Origin of the sequence: Ornithinimicrobium sp. INDO-MA30-4, assembly GCF_021535045.1 — a bacterium.
GTDB lineage: Bacteria > Actinomycetota > Actinomycetes > Actinomycetales > Dermatophilaceae > Ornithinicoccus.
Genome location: NZ_CP091056.1, coordinates 716573 through 741922, shown reverse-complemented (window position 1 = coordinate 741922; position 25350 = coordinate 716573). Strand labels below are relative to the sequence as shown.

Below are 25350 nucleotides of genomic sequence, written 5' to 3'. Positions count from 1 at the left end.
ACATCATGGCAGTTATGGAAACCCGCAAACTTGGTCCATTTGACGTCTCGCCGATTGGTCTTGGGGCTATGCCGTTTTCGATGGGAGCCAACGAGCGTCCCAGTCGTGAGCAGGCGATTGCCACGGTGCACGCGGCGCTGGATGCGGGCGTCACCTACATCGACACGGCCGATATCTACGCGCCCTCGTGGGACACGATTGGCCACAACGAGGAAATCATCGCCGCAGCGCTGAAGAGCTATGGCGACACCAGCGACATCGTCGTCGGCACCAAGGGCGGAATCACCCGCTCAGAGGGCGAAGTCTGGGGACGGGATGGCTCAGCCAGCTACATTCGCGGGGCCGTCGAAGCATCGTTGCGTGCCCTGGACACGGACGTCATCGACCTCTATCAGTGGCACCGGCCCGACCGCTGGTTGGTCTACGGCGAAGTCTTGGAGACCTTTAAGGCGTTGCAGCAAGAGGGCAAAGTGCGGGCAATTGGCATCTCCAATGCGAACGTCGAAGAGATCGAGGTCGCGCTGCAAGTGTTGGGCGAGGACGGCCTAGCCTCGGTGCAAAACGAGTTCTCGCCGCGTTTCCGCTTAAGCCGAGACGAGCTCGAGCTGTGCGGTCAGCATCAAGTTGCCTTCTTACCCTGGAGTCCGCTCGGTGGCACCGGCGCCAAAAGCAAGGACGTCGGCCAGGCCTACCCGGCCTTCCACAAGATCAGCGAAAACCGCCAGGTCAGCCAACAACGAGTAGTCCTCGCGTGGGAATTAGCGCTGGGCGATCATGTGATTCCGATTCCTGGTGCGAGCAGGCCGGCGTCAATCACCGACTCAGCCCAAGCGGTGTCCCTGGCACTGACGCCGCAGGAGTTAGAACTGATCGAAACTCAGTTCTGCTGAGCAGTCCCGACGTAGGCGGCCAAATGCTGACCAGTCAAGGTCGAGGCTTCAGCCACAAGAGCTGAGGGCGTCCCTTCAAAGACGAGTTGGCCACCGTCGTGTCCAGCACCTGGGCCTAAGTCGATGATCCAGTCGGCGTGAGCCATCACCGCCTGGTGGTGCTCAATGACGATGACGGTCTTGCCGGAGTCGACGAGTCGGTCGAGAAGGCCCAAGAGGTTTTGCACATCGGCCAGGTGCAGGCCGGTCGTCGGCTCATCGAGGACATAAACAGTGCCCTTGCCCGCCATCTCGGTGGCCAGCTTGATCCGCTGTCGCTCGCCGCCCGAAAGCGTGGTGAGGGGTTGGCCAAGCGTCAAGTAGCCCAAACCCACATCAACGAGCCGGTCCAAGACCTTGTGCGCTGCCAGGATTCTGCCTGGTCCTTCGGCAAAGAAGGCCTCTGCCTCAGCGACTGACATGGCCAGCACCTCGGCGATGTTCTTACCGCCGAGGGTGTACTCCAGGACCGATGCCTGGAATCGGCGCCCCTCGCATACCTCGCAGGGGCTGGAGACCCCGGCCATCATCGCCAAATCGGTATAGATCACGCCAGCGCCATTGCAGTTCTGGCACGCTCCGTCGGAGTTTGCGCTGAAGAGTCCTGGTTTGACGCTGTTTTCCTTGGCGAAGGCTTTGCGGATCGGGTCTAGCAATCCGGTGTATGTCGCGGGGTTGCTCCGCCGCGAGCCCTTGATGGGGGTCTGGTCCACGGAGACGACACCTTCCCGGCCAACCACCGATCCGTGAATCAGTGAGCTCTTTCCAGATCCCGCGACGCCAGTCACGACGACCAAGACCCCGGTGGGTACATCAACGTCGACCGACTGGAGGTTGTGCTCGTTGGCCCCGCGAACCTCTAACGTGCCAGTCGATGCGCGGACCTCAGCCTTGATCGAGGCCCGGTCATCTAAGTGCCGTCCGGTCAGGGTGTCACTCTTGCGCAGATCCGCCAGCGAGCCTTCGAAGACCACCTCTCCCCCATCGCTGCCAGCCTTCGGCCCTAGATCCACAATGTGATCGGCAATGGCAATGGTTTCTGGCTTGTGCTCCACCACGAGCACCGTGTTGCCCTTGTCGCGCAGGCGTAACAACAGCCCATTCATCCGAGCAATATCGTGCGGGTGCAGTCCAATCGTTGGCTCGTCAAAGACGTAGGTCGTGTCCGTGAGGGATGAGCCAAGGTGCCGAATCATCTTGACCCGCTGTGCCTCGCCACCCGAGAGAGTCCCCGAGGGCCGGTCGAGGCTGAGATATCCAAGACCAATCTCAACGAAAGACTCCAAGGTCTCATCGAGAGACTGCAAAAGCGGACCCACCCCGGGGTCGGTGATTTCCAGAAGCCAGCCCACCAGGTCGCTGATCTGCATGGCAGCGACTTCGCCGATGTTGAGGCCATTGATCTTGGACGAACGCGCCCCCTCGTTGATTCGCAACCCCTCGCAATCGGGGCAGGTGTCGAACTTAGCCACTCGCTCAATGAACGCGCGGATGTGCGGCTGGACGGCGTCGATGTCTTTGGACAGAAAAGACTTGTGGATCTGCGGGATGAGCCCTTGGTAGGTCAGGTTGATGCCCTCAACCTTGATCTTGACGGGCTCTTTGTAGAGGAAGTCGTGCAACTGCTTCTTGGAGAACTGGCTGATCGGCTTGTCTGAAGGGGGAAAAGCCGCCCCCACGGAGAATGCGACCCTGCCAGCCATCCATCGAATAGCCCGGGACCGTGAGCGCGCCGTCGTCCAGAGATTTGCTGTCGTCATACAACTCGGTCAGGTCAATGTCGCTGACCTGCCCGGTGCCTTCGCAACGGGGACACATTCCGCCGGTGATGGTGAAATCGGCGCGTTCGGCGCGCTTGTTGGCCTTTTCGACGGTGATTGCACCAGAGCCGCTAGCTGAGGCCACATTGAAGGAGTAAGCCTGAGGCGAGCCGATGTGCGGATCACCGAGCCGGCTAAAAAGGATGCGCAGCATGGCATTGACATCGGTCGCTGTGCCAACCGTAGACCGGGGGTTGGCGCCGAGTCGCTGCTGATCAACGATGATGGCCGTGGTGAGGCCGTCCAAGACATCAACGTCTGGCCGCGCCAGAGTCGGCATGAAGCCCTGGACGAACGCGCTGTAGGTCTCATTGATCATCCGTTGTGACTCGGCGGCGATCGTTGCAAAGACCAAGGAGCTTTTGCCCGAACCGGAGACTCCGGTGAAGACGGTCAATCGGCGCTTGGGCAACTCGACGCTGACGTTCTTTAGGTTGTTTTCTCGAGCACCTTGAACTCGAATCAGATCATGGGTGTCAGCAACGTGCTCGCCGGATGACTGGGTGCGCTCAGGTGCCATGTTTCCTCCAGGTAGTAACTGGCTGATTTAACCAGAAAAGAGGGCTAACAGCCCGTGCCTTGAGTCGGCGCTGGTCGCAGCCCTCTACTGTGGAGAGATGACGACCTTCACTCCTCGCACCCTCGAGCATGGCGCTGACCGAGTCACCGCATACGACCATGGAGCACACGTGGCGGAATGGACACGCGACGGCGTCCCGGTGGTGTGGGTGAGTAAGGAGAGCCGGTATGAATTCGGCACAGCAATCCGAGGCGGTGTCCCGCTGGTCTGGCCTTGGTTTGGCAATGGTCCTGAAGGCGACCTGGAGCCAGCCCACGGGTTGCTGAGGACGGCGTCTTGGTCGTTAGCGAAAGAGTGGGAGTCCGGGTGGGTCTGGACGATCGATCAGGAGGCTACGAAGTCTCAACCTGGAATCGAGACATTTCCTTATCGCTATGAGGCTCAACTTGAGGTTGAGGTCAGAGATGGGCTCAATATCGCCCTGACCGTCAGAAACACTGACGATGTCCCCTTTTCCCACGAGGCAGCGCTGCATACCTACCTCCATGTCGGCGACATCCGAAATACCTCGGTCTCGGGGCTAGACGGTGTCCACTACTTCGACAAGGTCTTGGGGACTAACCAGACACAGCAGGGGCCGCTCCTCGTGAGCCAGGAAACGGACCGCATCTACCAGTCGGCTGCTGATGTCTCCGTGGTCGATCCAGACCTCGGACGCACGATCAACGTCTCTGCCACCGAGGGCAGCCACACGGTCGTGTGGAACCCATGGGAGACAAAGGCCCGAGATATGAAGGACATGGGCGATGACGAGTGGACACAAATGGTCTGCATTGAGACTGCACGCCTGGGCGACAAGAAGTTCACGCTCAGCCCCGGGCAATCAGCCACCATGGCGACTACGATCTCCCTCCAACGCTGATTACTCAGTGGGGTATGAGTAGGACACAATAAGCATGGAGCCAATAGCGCACCTGCCTGCATAAGTCGCATCGGAAGAGGAACACGAATGTCTCAATCCAGCCCCAATGCGGCTGCTCAGAAACCGGGCAAGGGCAAGGCCCGGCCATCCTCAAAGAAGACACACGAGCTGAAGTCAGGGCACCGTCCTCCGTCGGTTCCGGGCGCCAGCACCGATCCGGACACCGCTGCTATTCAAGAAACGAACCAGGGTGTCGACCGCGGGGCCATCCTTGAACAGATGTTCGCGGGTGCCGCTCGATGGTCTTGGCGCTTCTTGCTGGTCATCGCGGCACTGGTTGTCTTTTTCTACATCGTGGGACAACTCTGGGTGGGCATCTTCCCCGTCGTGCTGGGCATCATTCTTTCAACTGTGCTGTGGCCTGCCGTGCGTTGGCTGGATTCCAAGGGTTGGCCCTCTGCGCTGGGCACCCTCGTCACCATGCTGGTCTTTATCGGTGGCATCGTCGGCATCTTGGCGGCAATCGCTCCTGCTTTGGTGGGGCAGGTCAGCGAGGTCATCGACAACTCTGCTTCGGGTATCGAGCAGGTGCAAGACTGGCTCGCCGGTCCCCCGCTCAATATCCAGAATGAACAACTCAACGAAGCCAGTGCACAGGTCGTTGAGTGGTTACAGAGCAGTGCGGGCGGTATTGCCACCGGCGTGATTACCGGCGTTTCTGCCGTCAGTTCTGGCGTTCTGACCTTCGTGTTGACCTTGGCGCTGACGTTCTTCTTTCTTAAGGACGGCAAGGATTCCTTCCCTGGATCCGCAGGATCTCGGGTCGCCGCATCGGCTCGCACCTCACTGAGGTGCTCTCGCGTATATACACCACCGTGGCAGGTTTTATTCGCACTCAGGCTCTAGTGGGTCTCATTGACGCGGTGATGATTGGTATTGGTCTGTGGATCCTCGGGGTCCCACTGGTGTTTGCACTGATGGTGCTGACCTTCTTTGGCGCCTTCATCCCGATCGTGGGTGCCTTGATCGCTGGCGGTTTCGCAGTGCTCGTTGCCCTCGTGACGCAAGGCTTTACGGCGGCACTGATTACCTTAATTATCGTGTTGGTCGTGCAGCAGGTCGAGGGCAATCTCTTGCTCCCAGTGCTACAGAGCAAGTCGATGGACCTGCACGCGGGAATCGTCTTGATTGGTGTCACTGCAGGTGGAACGCTCTTTGGCATCGCCGGCGCGTTCTTGGCCGTGCCCGTTGCGGCAACCATCGCCGTCATCCTGCGCTACATCAGTGAGCAGGTTGACCTCCAGACAGGCGACTTGAGCGCCGAGGAATTGAGCGTTCTCACACCACATGGCCGTGCCGTGGCTAAAGCCGAAGAGGCAGAAGCCGAGCGGTCGCGCCATGGCACGGACAGGCAAATAGCTGAGGGCGGCAACGAGACCACCCTTGTTTTCACTGAATCACCTCGCCAATCGATCATTGCGCGGATGCTGGGCAAATAACCGGATCTTGCGTCATGCCTTGTGCCACTCTTAAGGCATGACGCAGCCGGGGTCCGCACGCTCATCAGGTAAAAAGCGGCACTATTCACGAAAACACCAACGCGCATGGTCTTGGTATGACTGGGCGAACTCCGCTTTTGTCACCACGACGGGCACGGTGCTCATAGCGCCATACCTGACGGCGCTGGCCCGGGCCGACGCGTGTCCAGACCTTGCGACCGACGAAACCTGCAGCACTGCACTGTCCGTGCTGGGCGTGCCAATCGCTGTGGGATCGCTGGCACCCTACACGGTGACGGTGTCTACGATCGTCTCGGCCGTCTTCCTACTGTTTGTCGGCGCAATCGCAGACCGTTCAGCTAACCCCACAAAACTCCTGGGAGCTTTCGCCTGGGCCGGTTCGATCGCCGCAATGAGCATGTTCTTCTTGTCAGGATCGAACTGGCAACTTGGCGTGATGTTGCTCATTCTCGCGAACTTGTGCCTTGGTTCTTCCATCGTCATCTACGACGCATTGTTGGTCAGAGTCGCCCATCCGGATGATCGCGACAAGGTGTCCTCGCGAGGCTGGGCCCTGGGGTATGCCGGTGGTGGCTTGTTGTTGGCCCTTAACCTGGGTTTGTTGCAACTGCACGAGAGCTTAGGCATCACTGAGGGGATGGCGGTGCGGATCAGTTTGTTCTCCGCAGGCTTGTGGTGGGCAATCTTCACCCTCATTCCCGTGTTGGGCCTGCGCAACCTTCCGGCCGGTGTCTCGGCTGTACGCGCCGCATCGGCTCAGGGTGGCTTCAGTGGAGTGCTTCAAGAACTGCGGCACACCTTTGGCGAGTTGCGCCATTATCCGCAGACCCTGATGTTCTTGCTTGCTTATCTATTTTTCAACGATGGCATTCAGACAGTGATCTACTCGGCGAGTTTGTATGGATCCGAGCAGTTAAAGTTCGACTCCAGCCAACTCATCCTCACCATCTTGCTGGTGCAGTTTGTGGCGGTTGCCGGAGCTTTGCTGTTCGGCGCCATGGCTGCTCGACTGGGCGCGAAGACCTCAGTGCTGATCGGCCTGATGGTCTGGATTGCCGTGGTGATGTTTGCCTTCTTTGTGCCGGCTGGGGCCTTCACCCTCTGGCTCGCCTGTGCTGCCTGCATCGGATTGGTTTTAGGTGGGACTCAAGCACTTAGCCGCTCGATGTACAGCCAACTTGTCCCCGTGGGCAAAGAGTCCGAGTTCTTCAGCTTTTATCAAGCGATGGAAAGGGGCACCAGTTGGTTTGGCACGCTGGCGTTTGGGCTCACCTTCCAACTCACCGGGTCATACCGCGCGGCCATCTTGATCCTCATCGTCTTCTTCGTCGTCGGTGGCATTCTGCTCTTGCGGGTCAACATGAGGGCTGGCATCGCGGCGGCAGGAAACGAGCAACCCATCAAGGTCTAGCCTCCGGTTGCATCTGGCAGGCTGAATCAAGCATCTGCGCAGGTCGAACACCATCTCAAAATGAAACTCCGCTCACGCTGTGACGTAACGCACGTTTCTTGAGTGGCCCTAACTCGTCAGTAGCGCTAGCCTGAAATGTCGGTCCCCCCGCCGGTCCCTCAGGTTAACCGGATGTTATCCAGGTCGCCCTGCGTGCGGGAACAGACTGCTCATGACAGGCGTTAATTGACATGAGTCCACCCGTCTACATCGTGTTTTGTCACGAGGGAGTTGCACATGGCTGAAAGGTCTTTGCGCGGCACCAACCTCAGTTGGTTGTCGTTTGAGAGTGATGAGGGTGTGACGTTCAGCGAACGTCGCATGACGAGTTACACCTGCCCAAATGGGCACACAACAGAATTGCCCTTCTCGGTTGAGGCCGAGATTCCCGGTTTGTGGGAATGCCGCTGCGGCAAGGATGCCAAGCTAAACAACGGACCGGAGCCGGAGGCGAAGGCCACCAAGCACGTCCGCACCCACTGGGACATGCTGCTGGAACGCCGCTCGATCCCTGAGCTGGAAGAACTGCTTGAAGAGCGACTGACGTTGCTGCGTCAAAAGCGTGGCGAAAAGCCCCGCAAGCGCAGCGCCTGATCAAGCACAAAGACGGCCCGTGACAGCCCAAAGGCTGGTCATCTCCTAGGAGGTGACCAGCCTTTTCGCTTGTCTACAGGCATAGAAGCGTGATGCTCTATTCGAGTCGGGGATCAGTGCGAGGGTCACGCGAATTGTGCTCGGAAGAGTCGTCCACAATCTCGCCCTCGATGATGTCCCCCGAGCCCGGTGGTGGGCGCCGCACCCCGCCGGTCGCCCCCATCATCGGCGAACGGGTGGCCGCCATCGTGGAAACCCAACCGCGAGTGATCGGGCGAGTTAGCGGCAGCACCATAAACAGTCCGATGGAGGCTGTGAGGAACCCCGGCGTGAGCAACAAGAAGCCACCGACCAAGATGACTGCGGCATCGAGGACCTCGCGCCCGGCGTTCTGGGGATCTCGCTTGACGCTCTGCAAGCGCCGCCAGGCCCGTAGGCCCTCACGACGCACCAGCCAGGCACCACCAAAGGCAAGCACCACCAAAGCAACAGTGTCCACCAGACACCTAGGGCTTGGCCCACCGCGATCATGGTGACAATTTCGGCGAGCATAAGCAGCAGCACACCGATAAATATCCAGCGTGCGCGCCGGCCGCCTCGTCCTGTTGGACCTACTGACTGAGTTGATGCCATCGTTCCCGACCTCCAATCCACTGTCTCAACTGATCAAACCGACGTTGAGTTCCCCAGAGTGTCACGCGAAGCAGTGCCTCGCGGACGATGTCGCCGCCCATCTTGGACTCTCCGACCTCGCGCTCCACAAAATCGATCGGCACTTCCACCACCGAAGGTTGTTGTCGACCGCACGCAGGGTGAGGTCGACTTGGAAGCAGTAGCCCTGGGAAGACACATTAGCGAGGCCCATCTTGTGCAGAGCGCTCATCCGGTACACCCGGAACCCAGCCGTTGCGTCACGAATTGAGATGTCTAGGGCTAGTCGGGCATACAAGTTGCCGCCCAGGCTGAGCATCTTTCGATGTGCTGGCCAGTTCTGGACCGACCCGCCCGCAACCCACCGTGAACCGATAACCACATCGGCGCGATCGGCAGCGGTGAGCAACGCGGGCAACTGCTCCGGCAGGTGGGAGCCATCAGCATCAATTTCGACAACAGCGTCGTAGCCTCGCTCCCCTGCCCAAGCAAAACCTGCAAGTATGCGCGCCCGAGGCCAGCCTTGGCAGTGCGGTGGAGCACATGCACAGTCTTGTCAGCGCGAGCGAGCTGGTCGGCTAAGTCACCCGTCCCATCGGGAGAGTTGTCATCAATAACCAGAATGTCTGCCTCTGGCACTGAGGCCCGTAGTCGGCTCACCATGAGGGCTAAGCTCAGAGCTTCGTTATAGGTCGGAAGCAGCACGCATACCTTGGCCAGAGTCTGCCTATCTTTCACCGGGATACCTTAATCGTTGTCGGCGCGACGAATGGAGACTCCGGCGATCAATGCGGCGAGCCCAGCCAAGGCGATCCCTTGCGGCCAAAGCCCCAGCGCACGGCCGGTGTGATCTCGGTACGCCGCGGAATCTCGCCACTAATGAGGCCAGCAGTGAAGAGTTCAGTCTTTTCTGTCACGCTGCCGTCTGGGCTGACGAGCCCGCTGACCCCCACCGTGCTGATATGCACGATGGGTCGCCCTAGCTCGATGGCTTTCACTCTCGAGGCGGCCAACTGTTGCTCTGATTCATCCGTCAGCCCGAACGTCGCGTTGTTGGTGGGCACGGCCATGATCTGGGCGCCGTCCAGCACTGATTGCCGCATGACGTCGTCAATCACGACCTCGAAGCAAATGCCGATGCCGACGGGCAGGTCGTCTCCGCTGGCCAACGGCACAGTGACTAGCCCACTTTCTTCTCCCTTGGCGAAGTCTGTGGTGACGAGGTCAACCTTGTCTGAAAAGAAGCGGAAGAAGTCGCGGTAGGGAATGTACTCGGCGAAGGGCACCGGGCGCTGCTTGACGTAGCGATCGACAATCCCCTCGCCCGGCACGTACAGCAGGCTGGCGTTGCTGACATACCCTCTGGCTCCTGCAGGACCGCGCCCACAATCAGTGGAGCATCAATGGTCGTTAGTGCTTCATCGATCACGACCGCGGCATCACCATTGCGGATCGGGTCAATGTCAGAAGCGTTTTCCGGCCAGATCACTAAGTCGGGTTGTGCAATCTCACCCTGCGCGACAAGCTCGGCGGCGTTCAGCGTGCCGTTGGCGTGATTGTCCAATACGGCGCGCCGCTGTGCATTGAACTCAAGGGTCAACTCGGGCACATTACCCTGAACGCCCAGGACATTGACTGGGTCTCCATCGATGGGCCGAGGGATCAGCAAGGGCCCAACAGAAGTGCCACGACGGCCAGGCTCGCGACTGCAGCCACGCCGAACCGGCTCTTGCTCTCTACGTTGTTACCCTTCCCTGGTGCAGAAGCATCCAGCTTCACGAGCAAGGACTGAGCAACGAGGGCGATGGTGGCGCCGATCACGACGACCACGAAACTCACCCCTGGCACACCCAGCCAACGAGCAACACCAACGATCGGCGAGTCCGCTTGGCTAAACCCAAGCCGGGCCCACGGGAATCCGCCAAAGGGCGTCGTTGAGCGTCCTAGCTCGGCCGCAACCCAGGCCAGTCCCACGGCCACGGGACGAACCCGCGCAGTCCCCAACAGACCGCGATCTGACTGCAGATATCCAGCCAACAGGCCAAATATAGCGACGTACAACGCCGAGAGAGTCGCTAGGGCTATCCAGGGCAGCGCCCCGACATAGATGCCTGACCAGGACAACAGCGGAATAAATAGAGCCAGGCCCGCAACGAACCCCAACAAAGCACCCCGCTTGGCTCCTACTCCCAGCAAGACCCAGGACAACAGGCCCATTCCGAAGATCGCCAAAAACCACAGGTCAAAGCGAGGGAACGCCAACCAGACCATCAAACCGGAGGCTAGCGATAGGAGAAGTCTCAACAACACGGCACCACTGTAAGCGAGCCGCCTGAAGGAGGACCCAGGTGCCGTTGGTGCCAAGTCAGAAACGACTGGTTGTCACCGCTGGCTTGTTATCTACTAAGCACCTGGGTCCTACCATTGTCCGTTGCCCCCAAAACTTTGCGGCCCAATCTTGGGCACAGGAGTACGTGGTGGCGCACGGACTTAGAAGTAACTTAGCGACCTCTCAGTGGGGTGGCAAGCGCCCTCATGGCACAAGACGCGGGCGTTTTCCCAGGTCAAAAAGCCGCTGAGCACAAAGCAAAAATCGGAGAAATTCCTGTCGAGCGGCGTGTTGCACTGGACACGCCGCGGCTCCGACCGCGTTGAATCGCAGGCGATGTGCAACCATGATCTGCTGAACAAACAAGGAGGAACCGTGACCGCATCACAGGAGCCAGGGGTAGCAGCACCAACCCCGGCGCCGAGCAAAAACGCGCTAGGGGCCAAGAGGCTATTGCGCAGGGCGTTTGAGCCATTCTGGGTCATTCCAGCTTTGTGGTGCGTTGGAGCCCTGATTGCTGGCATCTTCGTCCCGAGTCTGGACTCAACCCTGTCGCAGTATGTGCCGTTGCTATTCCAAGCTGGCCCAGAAGGAGCTCGTACGTTCTTGTCCAGCATCGCTGGAGCAATGATCTCGGTGACTGGCTTGGTCTTCTCCATCACTATCGTGGTGCTGCAACTGGCTAGTAGTCAGTTCTCTCCGCGGGTGCTGCGCACCTTCCTGGACGAGCGAGTCCCGCAATTTACCCTCGGAATCTTCACCGCATCCTTTGTCTATGCACTGACCTTGATGCGGTCCGTAGCCGGAACGCCAGTTGATGGCGCGTCTTCGGTGCCTCAGATTGGGGTCACCATTGCCTTCCTGCTGGTCCTGTTGTCGGTGGGCATCTTTCTTGCCTTCATCCATCACATCACGCAGGCCATCTCTGTGGACACGATCATTCAGACAGTGGGCAAGGAGACAGGTTCACTGCTGAAGCGCAGCGCCAAGGAACGAGATGAACCCGCCACGCTGGTCAATGACGCCGAGGGCCTCCGGGGTGCCTCACACGGTGGTCGCTCCGACGAGTGGCTATGTGAACTACATTGATGCTCGTGGACTGATCTCGCTGGCTAAGCAGCACGAAGTCCACATTGAGCTGCTGCAGCCACTCGGGACGTATCTGGTCGAGAACGAACCGATGGCCGTCGTTCACGGCGGCACCGATCACCCCAGCGTTAGTTGGGACAAGAACACCTCTGCGGAGATCGAGGTGGGTTGGCGCCGGACCATGGAGCAAGACATTTCCTTTGGGCTGCGACAACTCGTCGATATCGCCGACAAGGCGCTCTCCCCTGGGTGAACGACCCGACCACCGCGATTCAGGTCATCGACCAACTGCATACTCTGCTGGCTGATTTAGCACCGCGCGTGGACCCGAGCCCTGCCCGGACTGACTCCGAAGGCGTCACTCGGCTCACGATGGCCGAATGGGGTTTCCGCGACGTTCTTGATCTCTGCGTCGATGAGATCGCGCACTGGGGTGCCTCCAGCATCCAGGTGCCTCGCCGCCTGGACCTGATGTTGGAGCAACTGTCGGCTACTGCTTCCCCTAAGCACCGCGAAGCCCTCGAGGAGAAGCGCTTCCAGGTTGCCCAAAGGCCCGGTCGGCCCAGTCTGCCTAGGTCTTTGCTGGCACCACGACGACACCGCGAGCCGTCGTGGCAACAAGGGCAGGCTCGAGCACTTCGGCGGCCGATTCTGGCCCACCGCCAGCGGCCCTGGTTGTCACCGTCACGCTGAACTCCATCTCACGGCTACGGCTACCGACACGCACGAGCGATGCCGTGACCTCGATGCAATCGCCGGCGCGCACGGGCGCCACGAATTGGACGTCGCTGTAGGAGGCAAAGAGCCCCTCGTCACCGTCGGTGCGGATACAATTCAGTGGCAACGTCGCCAAACAGTCCGAGACTGTATGCGCCGTCGACCAGATTACCGGCGTAGTGTGCGTGCGAGTAGGGCACGTACCGACGGTGAGTGACGCTGGCTCCAACGACGGCTGTCGTCATGGCTTGACCTCCTTGACCTTGGGCTGGCGCTTGCTGGCCCGTTGGGGTGCCCTGCTCGACATGGCATGGACCAAGTAAGACGCCACCTCCGAAGGCGTGGTGCCTCGGCCAAAGATCCGGTCGACGCCCAGTTCATCTGTTGCTGACTCATCAAAGCGTGGGCCTCCCACGACGAGCAGCGGCACTTTGCCGCTCGGGTAGGCCTCTCGAAACGCCGCCGACATGGTCGTCGTGTTGTGGATATGAGCATCCCGCTGCGTGACGACCTGGCTCACCAAGACGGCGTCCGCATGTGCTGCACGGGCCTTCTCCACCAGGTCGGGGACGAGCACTTGAGCACCAAGGTTCACGACTTGGATCTCGGAGTAGTACTCCAGGCCCTTCTCCCCCGCAAAGCCCTTGATGTTGAGGATTGCATCGATTCCGACAGTGTGCGCATCAGTGCCGATGCAGGCACCCACCACGACCAGCGGCCGGCGCAGTGACTTCTTAATGCTCATGTTGACGTCCTTGGCCGAGAGCAAGGTAATCCCGCTCAACCACCTGCACGGCGTCTAGATCAACGAGGTGTGTGGCGCTGCCATACACGACAAAAAAGGTATGCGACGCGCCCATGGGGTCGCGTGCACCAGCATCGCCGGGATCAGTCCCATCTTGGTGGCCATTGCAGCGCAGCGCCTTCGGCGCGTTTGTCGTGCGGGATCGGCAAGGTAAAGGACACCTGGACCATGCCGTCACCGGTGGTGTCGCCGTAGGGCCTAATCACGTCACTCATGGGGCACTCCCCAGCCGTCAGCTTCTAACAAATCAATCGCCGGATTGCAGTAGCCCTCTGCCTTGATGGCCACACCTTCCAAGCCTTTGCCTGCGGTTGCGGGACGCTTCATGTGCCCGAAGGTCCCGATGGCGATCGCTTCCAGCAACGGCGTCGAGCCAGCCGGTGCGTCTTGGGAAGTGATGTGGTCAAGCAGATCGACGGCTTCGCCAAGCACCTCGCGTGACCGGTTCTGGATGAAGCCATTCGGTGGCGGGCTGAAGTCCTCAGTGAAGTTGCCGGCGGCTTTCAGCACATAGCGAACGTTGCTCAAGGCCAACCCGCGGTCGGACAGGAATGGGGTGACAACGGCTTCGGTCATCATGCCAACCAGCAGGATCGACTGTCCGGTCATGGCACCGGCCAAGTTGAAGAACCCGTCCAGCAGGTAGCCCTTGAAGATGTCTCCGGTCATGTGTTTGGTCGGTGGCATCCACTTCAGTGGAGCATCTGGGAAGAGCTGTCGAGCCAACAGAGCATGGGCGAGTTCGAGGCGGAAGGACTCAGGCACTTCGGGGTTGATCTCGAAGGCGTGGCCTAGCCCAAGTTGCCAGTTCTCCAGGCCCGCTTCCTTGCCGAAGAACTCGTTCATTAGCTGTGACACGGTCACGGTGTGGGCAGCGTCAACAGCGTCCGCCGTTGTCAGGTAGTTGTCTTCGCCGGTGTTGATGATGATGCCTGCACGCGCATGCACCTGCCGTGAAAACCGCTGGTCAACAAACGTGCGGATGGGGTTGATGTCGCGAAACAGGATGCCGTACATCGAGTCGTTCAGCATCATGTCGAGGCGCTCCATACCTGCGAGCGCCGCTATCTCTGGCATACATAGACCGGAGGCATAGTTCGTCAGGCGGATATACCTGCCTAGCTCTGCGGAGACCTCATCAAGCGCCCCGCGCATGAGTCGGAAGTTCTCTTGGGTGGCATAGGTGCCAGCGAAGCCCTCTCGGGTGGCGCCCTCGGGCACATAGTCAAGCAGCGACTGACCGGTGCTGCGGATCACGGCGATGATGTCGGCGCCATCGCGAGCCGCGGCTTTGGCCTGCTCCATATCCTCATAGATGTCACCGGTGGCGACGATGAGATAGATCCACGGGCGCTGCACCGGGTCACCATGCCGTTTGATGAGCCGCTCCCGAGCTCGCCGCTGCTGATCCATCTTTTTCATACCCGGGCGAACGGCTGCGGTGGCGGCCCGGCAGCACGAGTGCGCTCGCCCTTTTCCGGAAGTCGGAAGGTCACGGCACCCGCCGAAGACTTCTGCGCCAAGGTCAAAAGATCGCTAGCTTCTCCACGGCGCAGCGCATCCCAAACCGGCAATGCGAGTCCGTGTTCTAGCCCTACGTCGGCCCGCACCGCTTCGGCTAAGTGGTTCACCCACGGCACCCGCTCGTGGTCTGCTCCGGATAGACCAGCTAGCCGGAGCATGGCCCGCTCCACCGAAACAGTCGTATGCGAGCGGGCAATATCGACGACCGGTTGCCCCAAACGCTGGGTCAACTCCTTGCCCGCCGCACGACGGCGGGGTCCAGGTCGAGAACCGGGGGCGGTGCGGAGTGCTCACTAGACTCCTTCTCGGTCAAAGGCCACGTGGCCGTTGACAACGGTCCGGCGGGCCATCGGCGTGCTTTGCGAACCCTCTTGGCTGAAGTCGGGAAGGCCACCCTCGGTGCGTGGCCAGGCGTGGGCCGACTCATCCCAGATGACGTAGGTGGCAGGCCCACCAACGCGCAGATTGCCGCCATCGCGGCCAGCTAGCTGATAGCCGCCCACGGTATGCGCCGCGAAGGCCTGCTCAACGCTGAGCCGCTGCGCAGGGTTGCGGTGATTAACCGCAGCCTGCACACCGCCCCAGGGGTCGAGCGGCGTGACTGGGCTATCAGAGCCAAAGGCGAGGTTGACGCCGGCGGCTGCCATATCCGCCATCGGGACGACCTGCAGCGCACGATCAACACCGAGTCGCTCGGCATACATGCCGTCTTCACCGCCCCAGGATGAGTCAAAGGCTGGCTGCATACTGGCCCAAATGCCCAGATCGGCCATGGTTGCCATGACGCTGGCGCTCGGCAATTCGACATGCTCCCAGCGGTGCTGCGCCGCCCGTATTGCATCCATGCCGACGACTTCGGCAGCCGCAGCAAATCCGGCAGCCATGGTTTCCAGCGCGGCATCCCCGATGACGTGGCCACCGGCCTGGATCCCAGCACGGGTGCAGGCCACGACGTGATCGCGAATCTGCTCGCTCTTGAGATAGCCATATCCGCAGGCTTGCGTCGGCTCGCCATCGTCGTCGAGGTAGGGACTGTGCACGTGCGCGGTCCGCGAGCCAAAGAGCCATCGGCGCACAAGTCGCCGGCCAGCCCAAGGACGCCAAGGTGGTGAGCCAATTCGGAGGCACGGGCTTCGTCGTCCACCAGCAGACCCCAGTAGGCCACCGTCTCGGTGCGCCCCGGACGCTGTCCGGCCTCCAGGACGTGGTGCACATCGTCATAGTTCGTCAGATGTTCGGCCCCAGTTTCATGCACCAGAGTGATGCCGCGCTCGGCGGCCGCGCGCAACGCTAAGTCGAGGTAGTGCTCCCGGTCCTTCACCGTCATACCGGAAGTGAACGCGTTGGTGACTGCGGCGAAGGCGTCGCGGGTCACCACACCTGCTCCGTCCCAACCGTCGATGCCATGCACTCGGGCTACCGCTGCCATGGCTGAGGAGACGCTGGCGGAGTGGGCGTCGATGCGAGGCATGTAGACGACGCCGCCATAGGTAGCCCGGTCTAGTTCAGTGTTGGTGGCTGGTCGACGCTCGGGCCACTTGGTCTCATCCCAGGAGTGGGCGTAGATCGGGCGACCGCGGGTATGCCGTGCGGCGCTTTCGATCAGCGCGAGGGCCTCAGCCAGCGAGCGCGTGCGCGAGAGGTCGATCCCGTCGAGTCCCTGACCCGTCATGGTCAGGTGCACGTGGGCATCGCAAAAACCTGGGGTAAGCAAGGCACCTTGGGCATCAACGACCTCGACACCTTCTTGGGCCGCGTGGCTTTGAGCCTCGGCGTCAGAGCCAAGCCAAGTGATCCGGTCGCCGTCGCTCAACAGTGCGGTGGGTGGCTCGGACTCGCTCGCTAGGCCGGTATAGATCGTGGCGCCGGTCACCAGGGTGCGGCCAGAAGGCGTGTGGGTGCTCATAGGTCACCAGTTTGCTCGTTTGCGAGCCGAGATTCGAACAAGCCGCGCACACTGTCGCTTGTTCGCAGCAACGACATTGCGTAGTCGGCGTGGCCAGGCACATATCCATTGCCGATCAGCATCGTCACGTCGGCCGCTAGGCCTTCCGCGCCGAGTGCTGCTGCCGAAAAGTTGGTCGCCATCGAAAAGAAGATGACCGTGCCACCTTGGCTCGTCGCCATGATCGCTGGTTGCTCACAGCCAGGCACATCTACGCAGACCACGGTGAGGTCGGCAGGTCCCCCGGCTTGGTGACCGCCTCGGCTAAAGCAAGCGGGTCTCTCGCATCGGCCAGGACAACCTGGTCAGCTAGCCCTGCGTGTTCTAGCAGTTGTTGCTCGCCGGTGTGCGGCACCACGGCGATGGTCTTGGCCGCCCCAGACTCCCGGGCCGCCGCCAACGACAGCGATCCGCTTTTGCCAGCCCCGCCCAACACGGCCACAACTGGGCGCACTCCGTTGGCTAGATAGTCCTTGACGACGCGAGCAACGAGCGCGGGCGCGCCACAGACATCCATCACCATCAGGCTTAGGCGCGGATCTACGTCAGCCGGCAGCTCAGCGGCAATGGAGCGGCCAAAGAGGATGGCGTGCCCCTGAGCGGGCACCTGCTCGGTCAAACCATCCCACCCGCGCAGCCCATCGCTGATGTGCAGTGGCGTGAGAGATAGCGACACGAGGGTGGCCACCCGCATACCAACCGTGAGTCCAGGGGTGACGCGTCGCCAACGGCGTCCACAGTGCCGATCAGCATGCCCCCGAACCAGTGACCGGGTTTTGCATCTTGCCGCGTTCGGCGACGATGTCCAGGACCTGCCGTCGCAGCGCCAAGCCATCAACCGCTCCAGTCACATCGGTATGAGTACGGGCCAGTTGTCGGTAAGACGCTGCGTCTAGATTCAGCACTTCAACACTGATGCGGACCTCATCGGGCCCGATCTCAGCCGTCGGATTGACCTTGGCAGCTTGCTGCGGCAGGGCAGGAGTGTCGCCCGGTTCCATGACAACCCGGTGCAAACCGAAAGGTGACGACTCCGTCATATCTCCTCCTGCATTGCGGCAGTGCAATAAATTATCCCGCAATTGCTTCTCTTTGCCGGACGTTCTCCGTAGCATGCCACGTATGGCCGATAAGATCGAGCAACCGTATCTCTATCGCCAGCATGAGCTCGTTGAGCCAGACTGGACCAGGTTCAGCGGGTGGGCTGGTGTCACGTCGCAGCAATGGGCGGACGTGCAATGGCAACGTGCGCACTGTGTGAAGAACATCAAGCAACTCAAAGAGTTGATGGGCGATCTGCTCACCGATGCGTTTTATGCCGACCTCGAGCGTGACCAGGCCGAACGGGCCACGATGTCGATGCTCGTCACACCGCAGATGATGAACACGATGGTCAGCGAGATGACATGGGCTGACGGCGTGATGCCCAAGGCTGGGGCTGACTACACAGCCGCCTTCTATGCCGACCCCGTGCGGCGCTACATGCTGCCGGTGCTGAGCGATCGCCGGGAGCAATGGTCCAGCCATCCCTATGCCACCCGTGACTCGTTGCACGAGCACGACATGTGGGCCACCGAGGGCCTCACCCACCGCTACCCGACCAAAGTCCTAGCCGAACTCCTCCCGACATGTCCCCAATACTGTGGGCACTGCACGCGCATGGACCTGGTCGGCAACTCAACACCCCAAGTGATCAAGTTGAAGTTGGCTGGCAAGCCGATGGATCGCCAAGAGGCCATGCTGGACTACATCCGCAACACGCCCACGGTGCGAGACGTAGTGGTCTCCGGTGGTGACGTCGCCAACATGCCTTGGAAAAACTTGGAAGCGTTTCTCGACAAAGTTATCGAGATCCCCAACATCCGCGATATCCGCCTTGCCACTAAAGCTCTGATGGGGCTGCCTCAGCACTGGTTGGCGCCAGACACCGTGGCCGGTGTCGAGCGGGTGGCCACCAAAGCCCGTCAGTCCGGTGTTGGCTTGGCCATTCACACCCACGTGAACCACGCCCAATCGGTGACTCCCCTCGTGGCCGATGCGGCGAAGGCCATGTTGGCCGCCGGTGTGCGCGATGTGCGCAATCAAGGCGTGCTGATGCGAGGGTCAACTCCAGCACCCAGGACCTCCTCGACCTCTGCTTTGCGCTGATGGATGAAGCCTCGATCACCCCGTACTACTTCTACATGTGCGACATGATCCCCTCAGCCGAGCACTGGCGGCTTTCGCTAGCCGAGGCGCAAGCGCTGCAGCACTCACTGATGGGCTACCTGCCAGGGTTTGCCACACCCCGCATCGTCTGTGATGTCCCCTTCGTCGGCAAGCGCTGGGTGCACCAGGTCGACACCTATGACCGCGAGCGCGGCATTTCCTACTGGCGCAAGAACTACCGCACCTCGATCGAGTCAGAGGACGTCGACGTCACCAGCGCCGAATACGTCTACTACGACCCGATTTACACCCTGCCAGACTCCGGGCAACAGTGGTGGCGTGACCACGGCGCTAGCGCAGATGGTGGCACCGCGGAGTCCCTCCACGAGGCCGCCATGGCACGGGCGGCTAAGAGCCGCCAGGCATCACTTGATCAAATCGCCCCTAAGCCTCGGTGAGCGGCTTACTACAGTTGGCCTGTGGCTAAAAGAAGCGAACCGCAGGTGGGACCCCGGCAACCGCGGCGCTTGATGCCGACGGTGCGCACTATCGGACTTTGCCCTACGAGCATGACCCGAGCGCAGAGTCATACGGGCTAGAAGCCGCACAAGCACTGGGTGTCGACCCTGCTCGGGTTTTAAAACCCTGTTGGTCAAGGGCGACACCACGCTGCTGGTGGGCATCGTTCCCGTCGCCGGGACTCTTGACCTGAAGGCGCTCGCAGCTGCGGCTGGAGTGAAGAAAGTGGCGATGGCCGGGACCCAGGAGGCCGAGCGAAGCACCGGATATGTGCTTGGCGGCATCAGCCCGATTGGTCAACGCAAGGCGTTGGCGACCTTTCTCGACGCAAGCGCTGACAATTTCGACACCATTCTGGTGTCCGGCGGCAAGCGCGGGTTTGATCTGGAATTAGCGCCACACGACCTATTGCGGCTCACCGGCGGAGCTATCGCGCGGATCGCCAAGGCCTAAGACCCGGGCGTCACCGTTGGCGGGTCAACTGGCACCATCGCTGCCCGGCCCTCCCACGGAGTGGAAAGAACCACGGTGGTGTGGGTGCTGCACTGGCCTTTGGCGCGAATGGTGGCCAGCAATTCTTCTAATTCTTGGGGCCGCTGTACCCGGATTAGCAACACATAGTTTTCATCGCCCGCCACAGACCAGCACGAGACAATCTGTGGCACGCCAGTCAACCGTTCGGGTATGTCGTCAGGCGCGGAAGGGTCGAACGGCACCACCGAAATGAGCGCAGTGAGGGGTAGCCCGACGGCTGTGTGGTTGATCTCGGCTCGGTAGCCGGCGATGATGCCCCGGTCTTCAAGTCGCTTGACCCGTTGGTGGACCGCAGAGGTCGAAAGACCGACCTTGCGGCCAAGATCGGCGAAACTCATCCGCCCCTCACGCGCCAAAAGAGTGACGATGTGGCGATCCAAAGACTCCATAAGCACATAGCCTATGAGCCATGACCTCCGAATCGCGATTGTTGCTCTTAGACACGGCCTCGTTGTACTACCGGGCTTACTTCGGTGTGAAGGAGTCTTCCCCGCGCCGGATGGCACCCCAACGAATGCCATCCGTGGGTTGAGCGACATGATCGCCACGCTGGTGACGCGATTCGAGCCAACTCACTTGGTCTGCTGCTGGGATAACGACTGGCGACCAGCCTTTCGCACCGATGCGATCCCGACGTACAAGTCGCACCGGTTGATTGAGGGCACGACCGACAAGGAAGACGCGCCCGAGGATCTCAATGTCCAGGTGCCCCTCTTGCGTCGAGTCATCGAGTCCGTTGGCATCCCCGTCATTGGCTCTGACGGCTACGAAGCTGATGACGTGATCGGCACCTACACGGCTCAGTATTCGGGCCGGGTCGCTGTCGACGTCGTCACCGGAGACCGCGACCTTTTCCAACTGATTGATGATGTTGCCCCCGTGCGGGTGATCTATACCGCCAAAGCGGGAGTCCGCGATGCTGAAGTGCTGACTCAGTCGTCGCTGCAGGAGCGTTACGGCGTGCCTACCGGCGCTGCGTACGCTGACATGGCGACGCTGCGTGGTGACACCAGCGACGGGTTGCCCGGGGTGAAGGGCATCGGTGACAAAACGGCCGCTGCGTTGATCGAGACCTACGGCACGCTGGCCGGCGTTCGTGCTGCCGTCGACAACGGCGACCCGGCAATCAAAGGCGCACGCCGAAAGAACCTAGAGGCCGCTTCTGACTATCTCGACGTCGCGCCCAAGGTGGTCAAAGTTGCTGACGACGCGCCTTTGCCCAACATCCCGGTGACTCTGCCCGCGAGATCGCGGACCCAGCCACCCTTGAAGAACTCATTGCCGCTTATGGCATCGAGAACTCTGTCGGGCGACTGCTCTCAGCCCTGGACCTACAGCGTTAAGGCCCCTGACGACTACGAGCCCTGACTAGCCGAGACGATCGGCCGCAATACCCCACGCAGCATGGCAGCAGTGGCGCTGCGAGCGTTATCAGCGACGTCCGGCTGGGCAGCTTGGGCAACCTGCCCCAAGAGGTCAATCACTTGGCGACTGCGTCGGACAAAGTCTCCGGCTGACATATCGCTGCCCTTGAGCACATCTTCCAGGCTTCCACCCGATGCCCAGCGGTGGATCATCCAGGCAATGCCCGCATCGAGTTGGCCGGCCGAGGCGAGTCGCTTGTCCGCCTCACGGTCTTGCAGTTGCGACCAGACGGCGACCATCTCGTGATAAGCCTCAGTCGTTTCGACGTTGGGCATCCGGGGCTCAAGTTGCTCCTCACCGCGTGGCTCGTGGATCAGCATGCTGAGTGCACCAGCCAGCGACGGGGCATCTAGGCGGTTCCACGTGCCGCGGCGCAGGCATTCGGCGGCTACGAGATCTTGCTCGGTGTAGAGGCGGCGCAGTTTTTGGCCTTCTTCAGTGACCTGTCGCCCGTCTTTGCTGAGGTATCCCAACTCGGACAGCAAGTCACAGATCCGATCAAAGTGCGGGCAACGGTGTTAGTGCGGCCGCTGATCTTGCGTTGCAGGTCATCCGATTCAGCCCGTAGTTTCCACCACCTCGCTGCCCACCTGGCGTGGTCCTCACGCTCTGGGCACTGGTGGCAGGGGTGACGCTTCATGGCTGCTCGCAATTCGTGCAGCTCAGCCGCCGTGGCTTCATCCATCGCCTCGTCGGCCGCTTCAGTGCTCTTGTGGCGCAGATGGGCGTCGTCGGGCACCTTGATCCGCAACGTGGCGGCGAGATCTCGCCGCGACTTGGCATTTCGGGGGTTGAAGTGCGCTGGCACCTGCAGTTTGTCCAAGGCGTGCACTGGCTTCTCCAACTCAGAAACGCCCAGCCTGCGCACTTGTGCATCCACCGTCAGCACGGTTGGCTCCGGGCCGCGACCGACTCCCCGGAGCCGGCCAAGACAACAGCCATTCCACGGCGACGGCCACTGGACAGGTGGATGACATCACCACGGTGCAACTTCTCCAAGCTGCCCGCGATAGCCGATCGCCGAGTCGCAGCGCGCCGGCGCGAGTTGGACTTCTCCGTAGCAGTGATGCGCTGCCGGATCCGCGAATACTCGCCGAAATCACCGAGGTGGCAGGTCATCGACTCCCGGTAGCCATCCAGCGCAGCCTCATTCTTACGCAGTTGCGAGGTGAGACCGACAACGCCAGCATCCGCCTGGAACTGGGCAAAGGAGGACTGGAGCAATTCACCGGCTTCATCGCGGCCAAACCGAGCAACAAGATTCACCGCCATGTTATAGCTGGGCTTGAAGCTTGAGCGCAGTTTGAAGGTGCGAGCCGAGGCCAGCCCAGCGACATCAAAGGGTCAAGGCCGCGACGATGCAAGACGACGGCATGGCCCTCGAAGTCGATGCCCCGCCGACCAGCGCGACCCGTCAATTGCGTGTATTCGGCCGGAGTCACTGGGGCGTGTGACTCACCATTGAACTTGACCAGCTTTTCCAAAACGACCGTGCGGGCGGGCATGTTGATGCCCAACGCCAAAGTCTCGGTGGCAAACACTGCGCGCACGTCCCCAGCGGTGAAGAACTCCTCCACCAATTCACGGAACAGCGGCAACATGCCGGCGTGGTGAGCGGCAAAACCACGAGTGAGCCCCTCAACAAAGTCTCGGTAGCCCAAGACGCTGAGATCGCTATCGCCGATCTCAGCGACGCGTTCTTCGACCTTGCGTCGAATCTCAAGGCCCCGTTCGATCGGGATGAGGCGAGTGTTGCGCGAGAGGAGTTGGCCGACGGCGCCGTCACAGCCTGCCCGCGAAAAGATAAACGTGATCGCGGGCAACAGACCAGCCCGGTCCAACTGTTCAATGACTTGAGCGCGCGAAGCCGTGCCACCGGGGAGTGCACCCCGATCGCCACTGGGGCCGTTGTTGGATGAGTGCTTGTTGGAGACCTTGCCCCGACGCCCGCGCGGAGCGCCTGGGTCATCGCGTCGCCAACCGGTCGTTGCGCGTTCCGAAGACCGGATGGCCTCTAGCAACTCCGGGTTGATCCGTGTAGTGCCGCCCTCACCCGGGGTGCTTCCCGGCTCCTGGACAAAGAGGTCCATCATCCGCTTGCCCACCATCATGTGCTGCCACAGTGGGACTGGGCGGTGCTCGCTGACGATGACCTCGGTGTTCCCCCGCACAGTGCGCAGCCAATCGCCGAACTCCTCAGCGTTACTGACCGTGGCGGACAGTGAAATCACTTGCACTGACTCAGGCAGGTGGATGATCACTTCTTCCCAAACAGCGCCACGGAAGCGATCTGCGAGGTAGTGCACCTCATCCATCACGACATAACTGAGGTTGGTCAGGGTATGCGACCCCGAATACATCATGTTTCGCAAGACCTCGGTGGTCATGACGACGATCGGCGCCTCTCCGTTGATCGAGGAGTCGCCGGTCAACAGGCCGACGTTGTCGGGGCCGTGCACCGCGACGAGATCGTTGTACTTCTGATTCGAGAGGGCCTTAATCGGCGTCGTGTAGAAGGCTTTGCGACCAGTCCGCAAGGCCAGGTCGACAGCGAACTCCCCACGATGGTTTTGCCCGATCCTGTCGGAGCCGCCACCAGCACTCCGGCCCCTTGGGCGACCGCATCAATCGCCTCGCGCTGGAAGTCATCTAATTCAAACGGGAGATTTGCTTCAAACTTGCCTGCGGGAGAGGCCTCACGAGCACTCCGACGCCGGGCAGCCGCATAACGTTCTGCTGGTGATGCCATAGGTTCAGGCTACGTCAGCACCTTTGTCAGATCGTGCAGGCCCTAGGCCTCGATGCTGCTGGCCTCAGTATCGGACGCCTTAGTCCACTCCGGGTCTTTCTTCTTGCGGCGGCGCTCGTTGATCGCTGACACACCGACCGCGACCCAGTAGAGCGCGAACATAGGGGCTGCCAAGGCGAACATCGTCCACAAACTGGGATCGGGGGTCGCCATCGCAGCAAAGAGGAGCACAGCGAGCAGGGCGATCCGCCACCCGCTAATCATCAACCGGACGGGGAAGAACCCGATGCTGTTGAACCCGACCATAAAGACAGGAAGCAGAAACGCGACACCAAACGCGATGACAAAATAGAGCACAAAGTTGAGGTACATCGTGCCGTCCAACAAGCCAGTGCCTGCCGCCTCGGGGATGAAAGTCAGCAGCACACCGGTTGTTTGCGGCAATGCCCAGGCAGCCAAAGCGCAACCCGCGAAGAAGAGCGGCACGGAAGCTGCAAAGAACCAGAGGGCTAATTTGCGCTCCCTTGGCTTCAGGCCAGGCAGCAAGAACGCCCACAGTTGCCAAATCCAGACTGGGCTTGAAAGGACAAACCCGGTGAACAGCGAGACTTTCAACTGAATAGCAAAGGGCGCGGTCAGCGAATTTGAGAAGTTGGTGCTGACCAAGGGATCGCCGTCCGCGTCCGTCTTGCCCGTCACTGGGTCGAGAATGACCTCGAGGATTTGGTCGTAAAAGATCCAGCCAACGATGGCGGCAGCGATCGTCGCGATAACGGCAACAACAACCCGGTTGCGGAACTCAATGAAGTGTTCCGACAGCGCCATCCGCCCCTCGGGGTCGCGCTGCTTACGTTTGACAGAGGGCACGGCTAACCGATCAGTGATTAAGTGTTGGGGCGCTCATCGTTGTTGTGCGCGGTCGCCTCAGACTCGTTATCAGTGGCGGCCTTGGCTTCGCCGTCGACGGTGTCGGTGCTGGCGGCGCTGGGCTGTTCGTCCTTATCGCTGCCCATCTGCTCGACCTCAGACTTCAAGATGCGCATGGAACGACCCACACTGCGCGCAGCGTCTGGCAAGCGCTTCCAGCCCACCAAAATAATGATGGCCAGAATGATGATGACCAATGGCCAGCCTTGGATGTTCCTTAACACGGTGTGCCT

The 25350-nt window shown here is 60.8% G+C and carries 25 protein-coding genes and 8 pseudogenes; 11 read left to right on the top strand and 22 right to left on the bottom strand.

What is annotated here, in order from left to right:
- Nucleotides 1-14 precede the first annotated feature (14 nt).
- Nucleotides 15-890 (top strand): aldo/keto reductase, encoded by an 876-nt coding sequence (locus L0A91_RS04275; RefSeq protein WP_235246524.1) that lies wholly within the window; start codon nucleotides 15-17, stop codon nucleotides 888-890.
- Here the strand turns inward: L0A91_RS04275 and L0A91_RS04270 are convergent.
- Nucleotides 878-3269: pseudogene (locus L0A91_RS04270) on the bottom strand (ATP-binding cassette domain-containing protein). The gene L0A91_RS04275 and the pseudogene L0A91_RS04270 sit on opposite strands and share 13 nt — an antisense overlap.
- 97 nt (nucleotides 3270-3366) lie before the next feature.
- Between L0A91_RS04270 and L0A91_RS04265 the strand changes: the two are divergent.
- The 4 genes and pseudogenes from L0A91_RS04265 (at nucleotide 3367) to L0A91_RS04250 (ending at nucleotide 7755) form a co-directional block, all read left to right on the top strand.
- Nucleotides 3367-4191: a D-hexose-6-phosphate mutarotase gene (locus L0A91_RS04265; RefSeq protein WP_235245985.1), complete on the top strand. Its 825-nt coding sequence runs from the start codon at nucleotides 3367-3369 to the stop codon at nucleotides 4189-4191.
- 87 nt (nucleotides 4192-4278) lie between these two features.
- A pseudogene (locus L0A91_RS18305) lies at nucleotides 4279-5690 on the top strand (AI-2E family transporter).
- Nucleotides 5691-5727: 37 nt separating this feature from the next.
- Complete coding sequence (locus L0A91_RS04255) at nucleotides 5728-7122, top strand: MFS transporter (RefSeq protein WP_235245983.1); 1395 nt, start codon at nucleotides 5728-5730, stop codon at nucleotides 7120-7122.
- Nucleotides 7123-7398: 276 nt separating this feature from the next.
- Nucleotides 7399-7755, top strand: a complete 357-nt coding sequence (locus L0A91_RS04250; protein WP_235245982.1) for an RNA polymerase-binding protein RbpA — start codon at nucleotides 7399-7401, stop codon at nucleotides 7753-7755.
- A gap of 97 nt (nucleotides 7756-7852) precedes the next feature.
- Here L0A91_RS04250 and L0A91_RS04245 read toward each other — a convergent pair.
- From L0A91_RS04245 to L0A91_RS04230, 4 genes and pseudogenes are all read right to left on the bottom strand, one after another.
- Nucleotides 7853-8286: pseudogene (locus L0A91_RS04245) on the bottom strand (FxsA family protein).
- 80 nt (nucleotides 8287-8366) lie between these two features.
- Nucleotides 8367-9069: pseudogene (locus L0A91_RS04240) on the bottom strand (polyprenol monophosphomannose synthase).
- A 122-nt stretch (nucleotides 9070-9191) separates the two neighbouring features.
- Complete coding sequence (locus tag L0A91_RS04235; protein WP_235245980.1) at nucleotides 9192-9737, bottom strand: apolipoprotein N-acyltransferase; 546 nt, start codon at nucleotides 9735-9737, stop codon at nucleotides 9192-9194.
- Nucleotides 9738-10068: 331 nt separating this feature from the next.
- On the bottom strand, nucleotides 10069-10668 hold the full coding sequence (locus tag L0A91_RS04230; RefSeq protein WP_235245979.1) for a hypothetical protein: 600 nt from the start codon (nucleotides 10666-10668) through the stop codon (nucleotides 10069-10071).
- Nucleotides 10669-11110: 442 nt separating this feature from the next.
- Here L0A91_RS04230 and L0A91_RS04225 point away from each other — a divergent pair, with 442 nt between their 5' ends.
- Both L0A91_RS04225 and L0A91_RS19550 read left to right on the top strand, forming a co-directional pair.
- A complete protein-coding gene (locus L0A91_RS04225; protein ID WP_260115292.1) occupies nucleotides 11111-11824 on the top strand; it encodes a DUF2254 domain-containing protein in 714 nt (237 codons plus the stop codon).
- A pseudogene (locus L0A91_RS19550) lies at nucleotides 11733-12244 on the top strand (DUF2254 family protein); the annotation flags it as partial. The gene L0A91_RS04225 and the pseudogene L0A91_RS19550, both read left to right, overlap by 92 nt.
- Before the next feature lie 151 nt (nucleotides 12245-12395).
- Here the strand turns inward: L0A91_RS19550 and L0A91_RS19545 are convergent.
- The 10 genes and pseudogenes from L0A91_RS19545 to L0A91_RS04180 form a co-directional block, all read right to left on the bottom strand.
- Nucleotides 12396-12590: a hypothetical protein gene (locus L0A91_RS19545; protein ID WP_397333847.1), complete on the bottom strand. Its 195-nt coding sequence runs from the start codon at nucleotides 12588-12590 to the stop codon at nucleotides 12396-12398.
- A 192-nt stretch (nucleotides 12591-12782) separates the two neighbouring features.
- The gene (locus L0A91_RS04210; protein WP_235245977.1) at nucleotides 12783-13286 is read right to left on the bottom strand and encodes a B12-binding domain-containing protein; all 504 of its coding nucleotides are present in this window, start codon (nucleotides 13284-13286) and stop codon (nucleotides 12783-12785) included.
- A complete protein-coding gene (locus tag L0A91_RS17215; protein ID WP_260115289.1) occupies nucleotides 13276-13401 on the bottom strand; it encodes an OAM dimerization domain-containing protein in 126 nt (41 codons plus the stop codon). The genes L0A91_RS04210 and L0A91_RS17215 overlap by 11 nt, the downstream gene beginning before the upstream one ends.
- 28 nt (nucleotides 13402-13429) lie before the next feature.
- Nucleotides 13430-13561, bottom strand: coding sequence for an OAM dimerization domain-containing protein (locus tag L0A91_RS17210; protein ID WP_260115288.1), 132 nt, complete (start codon nucleotides 13559-13561; stop codon nucleotides 13430-13432).
- Nucleotides 13554-14759: a lysine 5,6-aminomutase subunit alpha gene (locus tag L0A91_RS04200; RefSeq protein WP_260115326.1), complete on the bottom strand. Its 1206-nt coding sequence runs from the start codon at nucleotides 14757-14759 to the stop codon at nucleotides 13554-13556. Before L0A91_RS04200 ends, L0A91_RS17210 begins: the two co-directional genes overlap by 8 nt.
- Before the next feature lie 5 nt (nucleotides 14760-14764).
- Nucleotides 14765-15100: a lysine 5,6-aminomutase subunit alpha TIM-barrel domain-containing protein gene (locus L0A91_RS17205; RefSeq protein WP_260115287.1), complete on the bottom strand. Its 336-nt coding sequence runs from the start codon at nucleotides 15098-15100 to the stop codon at nucleotides 14765-14767.
- Nucleotides 15101-15163: 63 nt separating this feature from the next.
- Nucleotides 15164-16776, bottom strand: a pseudogene (locus L0A91_RS04195) (amidohydrolase).
- Nucleotides 16773-16997 (bottom strand): hypothetical protein, encoded by a 225-nt coding sequence (locus tag L0A91_RS04190; RefSeq protein ID WP_235245976.1) that lies wholly within the window; start codon nucleotides 16995-16997, stop codon nucleotides 16773-16775. Before L0A91_RS04190 ends, L0A91_RS04195 begins: the two are co-directional and overlap by 4 nt.
- A 29-nt stretch (nucleotides 16998-17026) precedes the next feature.
- Nucleotides 17027-17503 carry a hypothetical protein gene (locus tag L0A91_RS04185; protein ID WP_235245975.1) on the bottom strand — a complete coding sequence of 159 codons (477 nt, stop codon included), beginning with the start codon at nucleotides 17501-17503 and terminating at the stop codon, nucleotides 17027-17029.
- 58 nt (nucleotides 17504-17561) lie between these two features.
- Entirely contained in the window at nucleotides 17562-17855 is a 294-nt protein-coding gene (locus L0A91_RS04180; RefSeq protein ID WP_235245974.1) for a hypothetical protein, read from the bottom strand.
- 82 nt (nucleotides 17856-17937) lie between these two features.
- Here L0A91_RS04180 and L0A91_RS04175 point away from each other — a divergent pair, with 82 nt between their 5' ends.
- From L0A91_RS04175 to ybaK, 3 genes and pseudogenes are all read left to right on the top strand, one after another.
- Nucleotides 17938-18963, top strand: a complete 1026-nt coding sequence (locus L0A91_RS04175) for a KamA family radical SAM protein (protein ID WP_235245973.1) — start codon at nucleotides 17938-17940, stop codon at nucleotides 18961-18963.
- The gene (locus tag L0A91_RS04170) at nucleotides 18963-19421 is read left to right on the top strand and encodes a hypothetical protein (protein WP_235245972.1); all 459 of its coding nucleotides are present in this window, start codon (nucleotides 18963-18965) and stop codon (nucleotides 19419-19421) included. Before L0A91_RS04175 ends, L0A91_RS04170 begins: the two co-directional genes overlap by 1 nt.
- A 98-nt stretch (nucleotides 19422-19519) precedes the next feature.
- Nucleotides 19520-19935 (top strand): annotated as a pseudogene (gene ybaK, locus L0A91_RS04165) (Cys-tRNA(Pro) deacylase).
- Here the strand turns inward: ybaK and L0A91_RS04160 are convergent.
- Entirely contained in the window at nucleotides 19932-20405 is a 474-nt protein-coding gene (locus L0A91_RS04160) for an Lrp/AsnC family transcriptional regulator (protein ID WP_235245971.1), read from the bottom strand. The pseudogene ybaK and the gene L0A91_RS04160 sit on opposite strands and share 4 nt — an antisense overlap.
- A 20-nt stretch (nucleotides 20406-20425) precedes the next feature.
- Here L0A91_RS04160 and L0A91_RS04155 point away from each other — a divergent pair.
- A pseudogene (locus L0A91_RS04155) lies at nucleotides 20426-21359 on the top strand (5'-3' exonuclease H3TH domain-containing protein).
- 12 nt (nucleotides 21360-21371) lie between these two features.
- Here L0A91_RS04155 and L0A91_RS18295 read toward each other — a convergent pair.
- The 6 genes from L0A91_RS18295 to tatA form a co-directional block, all read right to left on the bottom strand.
- Nucleotides 21372-21926, bottom strand: a complete 555-nt coding sequence (locus tag L0A91_RS18295; protein ID WP_235245970.1) for a hypothetical protein — start codon at nucleotides 21924-21926, stop codon at nucleotides 21372-21374.
- On the bottom strand, nucleotides 21830-22330 hold the full coding sequence (locus tag L0A91_RS18290; RefSeq protein ID WP_235245969.1) for a hypothetical protein: 501 nt from the start codon (nucleotides 22328-22330) through the stop codon (nucleotides 21830-21832). Before L0A91_RS18290 ends, L0A91_RS18295 begins: the two co-directional genes overlap by 97 nt.
- Entirely contained in the window at nucleotides 22324-22707 is a 384-nt protein-coding gene (locus L0A91_RS18285; protein WP_235245968.1) for a hypothetical protein, read from the bottom strand. Before L0A91_RS18285 ends, L0A91_RS18290 begins: the two co-directional genes overlap by 7 nt.
- Nucleotides 22704-23978: a DEAD/DEAH box helicase gene (locus tag L0A91_RS18280; protein ID WP_311197997.1), complete on the bottom strand. Its 1275-nt coding sequence runs from the start codon at nucleotides 23976-23978 to the stop codon at nucleotides 22704-22706. Before L0A91_RS18280 ends, L0A91_RS18285 begins: the two co-directional genes overlap by 4 nt.
- A gap of 254 nt (nucleotides 23979-24232) precedes the next feature.
- Nucleotides 24233-25057: a twin-arginine translocase subunit TatC gene (gene tatC / locus L0A91_RS04125; protein ID WP_235245967.1), complete on the bottom strand. Its 825-nt coding sequence runs from the start codon at nucleotides 25055-25057 to the stop codon at nucleotides 24233-24235.
- Between the two features lie 17 nt (nucleotides 25058-25074).
- Nucleotides 25075-25341 carry a Sec-independent protein translocase subunit TatA gene (tatA, locus tag L0A91_RS04120; RefSeq protein WP_235245965.1) on the bottom strand — a complete coding sequence of 89 codons (267 nt, stop codon included), beginning with the start codon at nucleotides 25339-25341 and terminating at the stop codon, nucleotides 25075-25077.
- Nucleotides 25342-25350 lie beyond the last annotated feature (9 nt).

Excerpts from the sequence above, each read along its gene's own strand:
- L0A91_RS04275 (WP_235246524.1), top strand. The coding sequence starts at position 15 with ATGGAAACCCGCAAACTTGGTCCATTTGACGTCTCGCCGATTGGTCTT.
- L0A91_RS04265 (WP_235245985.1), top strand. The coding sequence starts at position 3,367 with ATGACGACCTTCACTCCTCGCACCCTCGAGCATGGCGCTGACCGAGTC.
- L0A91_RS04255 (WP_235245983.1), top strand. The coding sequence starts at position 5,728 with ATGACGCAGCCGGGGTCCGCACGCTCATCAGGTAAAAAGCGGCACTAT.
- L0A91_RS04250 (WP_235245982.1), top strand. The coding sequence starts at position 7,399 with ATGGCTGAAAGGTCTTTGCGCGGCACCAACCTCAGTTGGTTGTCGTTT.
- L0A91_RS04210 (WP_235245977.1), bottom strand. The coding sequence starts at position 13,286 with ATGAGCATTAAGAAGTCACTGCGCCGGCCGCTGGTCGTGGTGGGTGCC.
- L0A91_RS17215 (WP_260115289.1), bottom strand. The coding sequence starts at position 13,401 with ATGGGCGCGTCGCATACCTTTTTTGTCGTGTATGGCAGCGCCACACAC.
- L0A91_RS17210 (WP_260115288.1), bottom strand. The coding sequence starts at position 13,561 with ATGAGTGACGTGATTAGGCCCTACGGCGACACCACCGGTGACGGCATG.
- L0A91_RS04200 (WP_260115326.1), bottom strand. The coding sequence starts at position 14,759 with ATGGATCAGCAGCGGCGAGCTCGGGAGCGGCTCATCAAACGGCATGGT.
- L0A91_RS04190 (WP_235245976.1), bottom strand. The coding sequence starts at position 16,997 with ATGGCGACGAGCCAAGGTGGCACGGTCATCTTCTTTTCGATGGCGACC.
- L0A91_RS04180 (WP_235245974.1), bottom strand. The coding sequence starts at position 17,855 with ATGACGGAGTCGTCACCTTTCGGTTTGCACCGGGTTGTCATGGAACCG.
- L0A91_RS04175 (WP_235245973.1), top strand. The coding sequence starts at position 17,938 with ATGGCCGATAAGATCGAGCAACCGTATCTCTATCGCCAGCATGAGCTC.
- L0A91_RS04170 (WP_235245972.1), top strand. The coding sequence starts at position 18,963 with ATGGATGAAGCCTCGATCACCCCGTACTACTTCTACATGTGCGACATG.
- L0A91_RS04160 (WP_235245971.1), bottom strand. The coding sequence starts at position 20,405 with ATGGAGTCTTTGGATCGCCACATCGTCACTCTTTTGGCGCGTGAGGGG.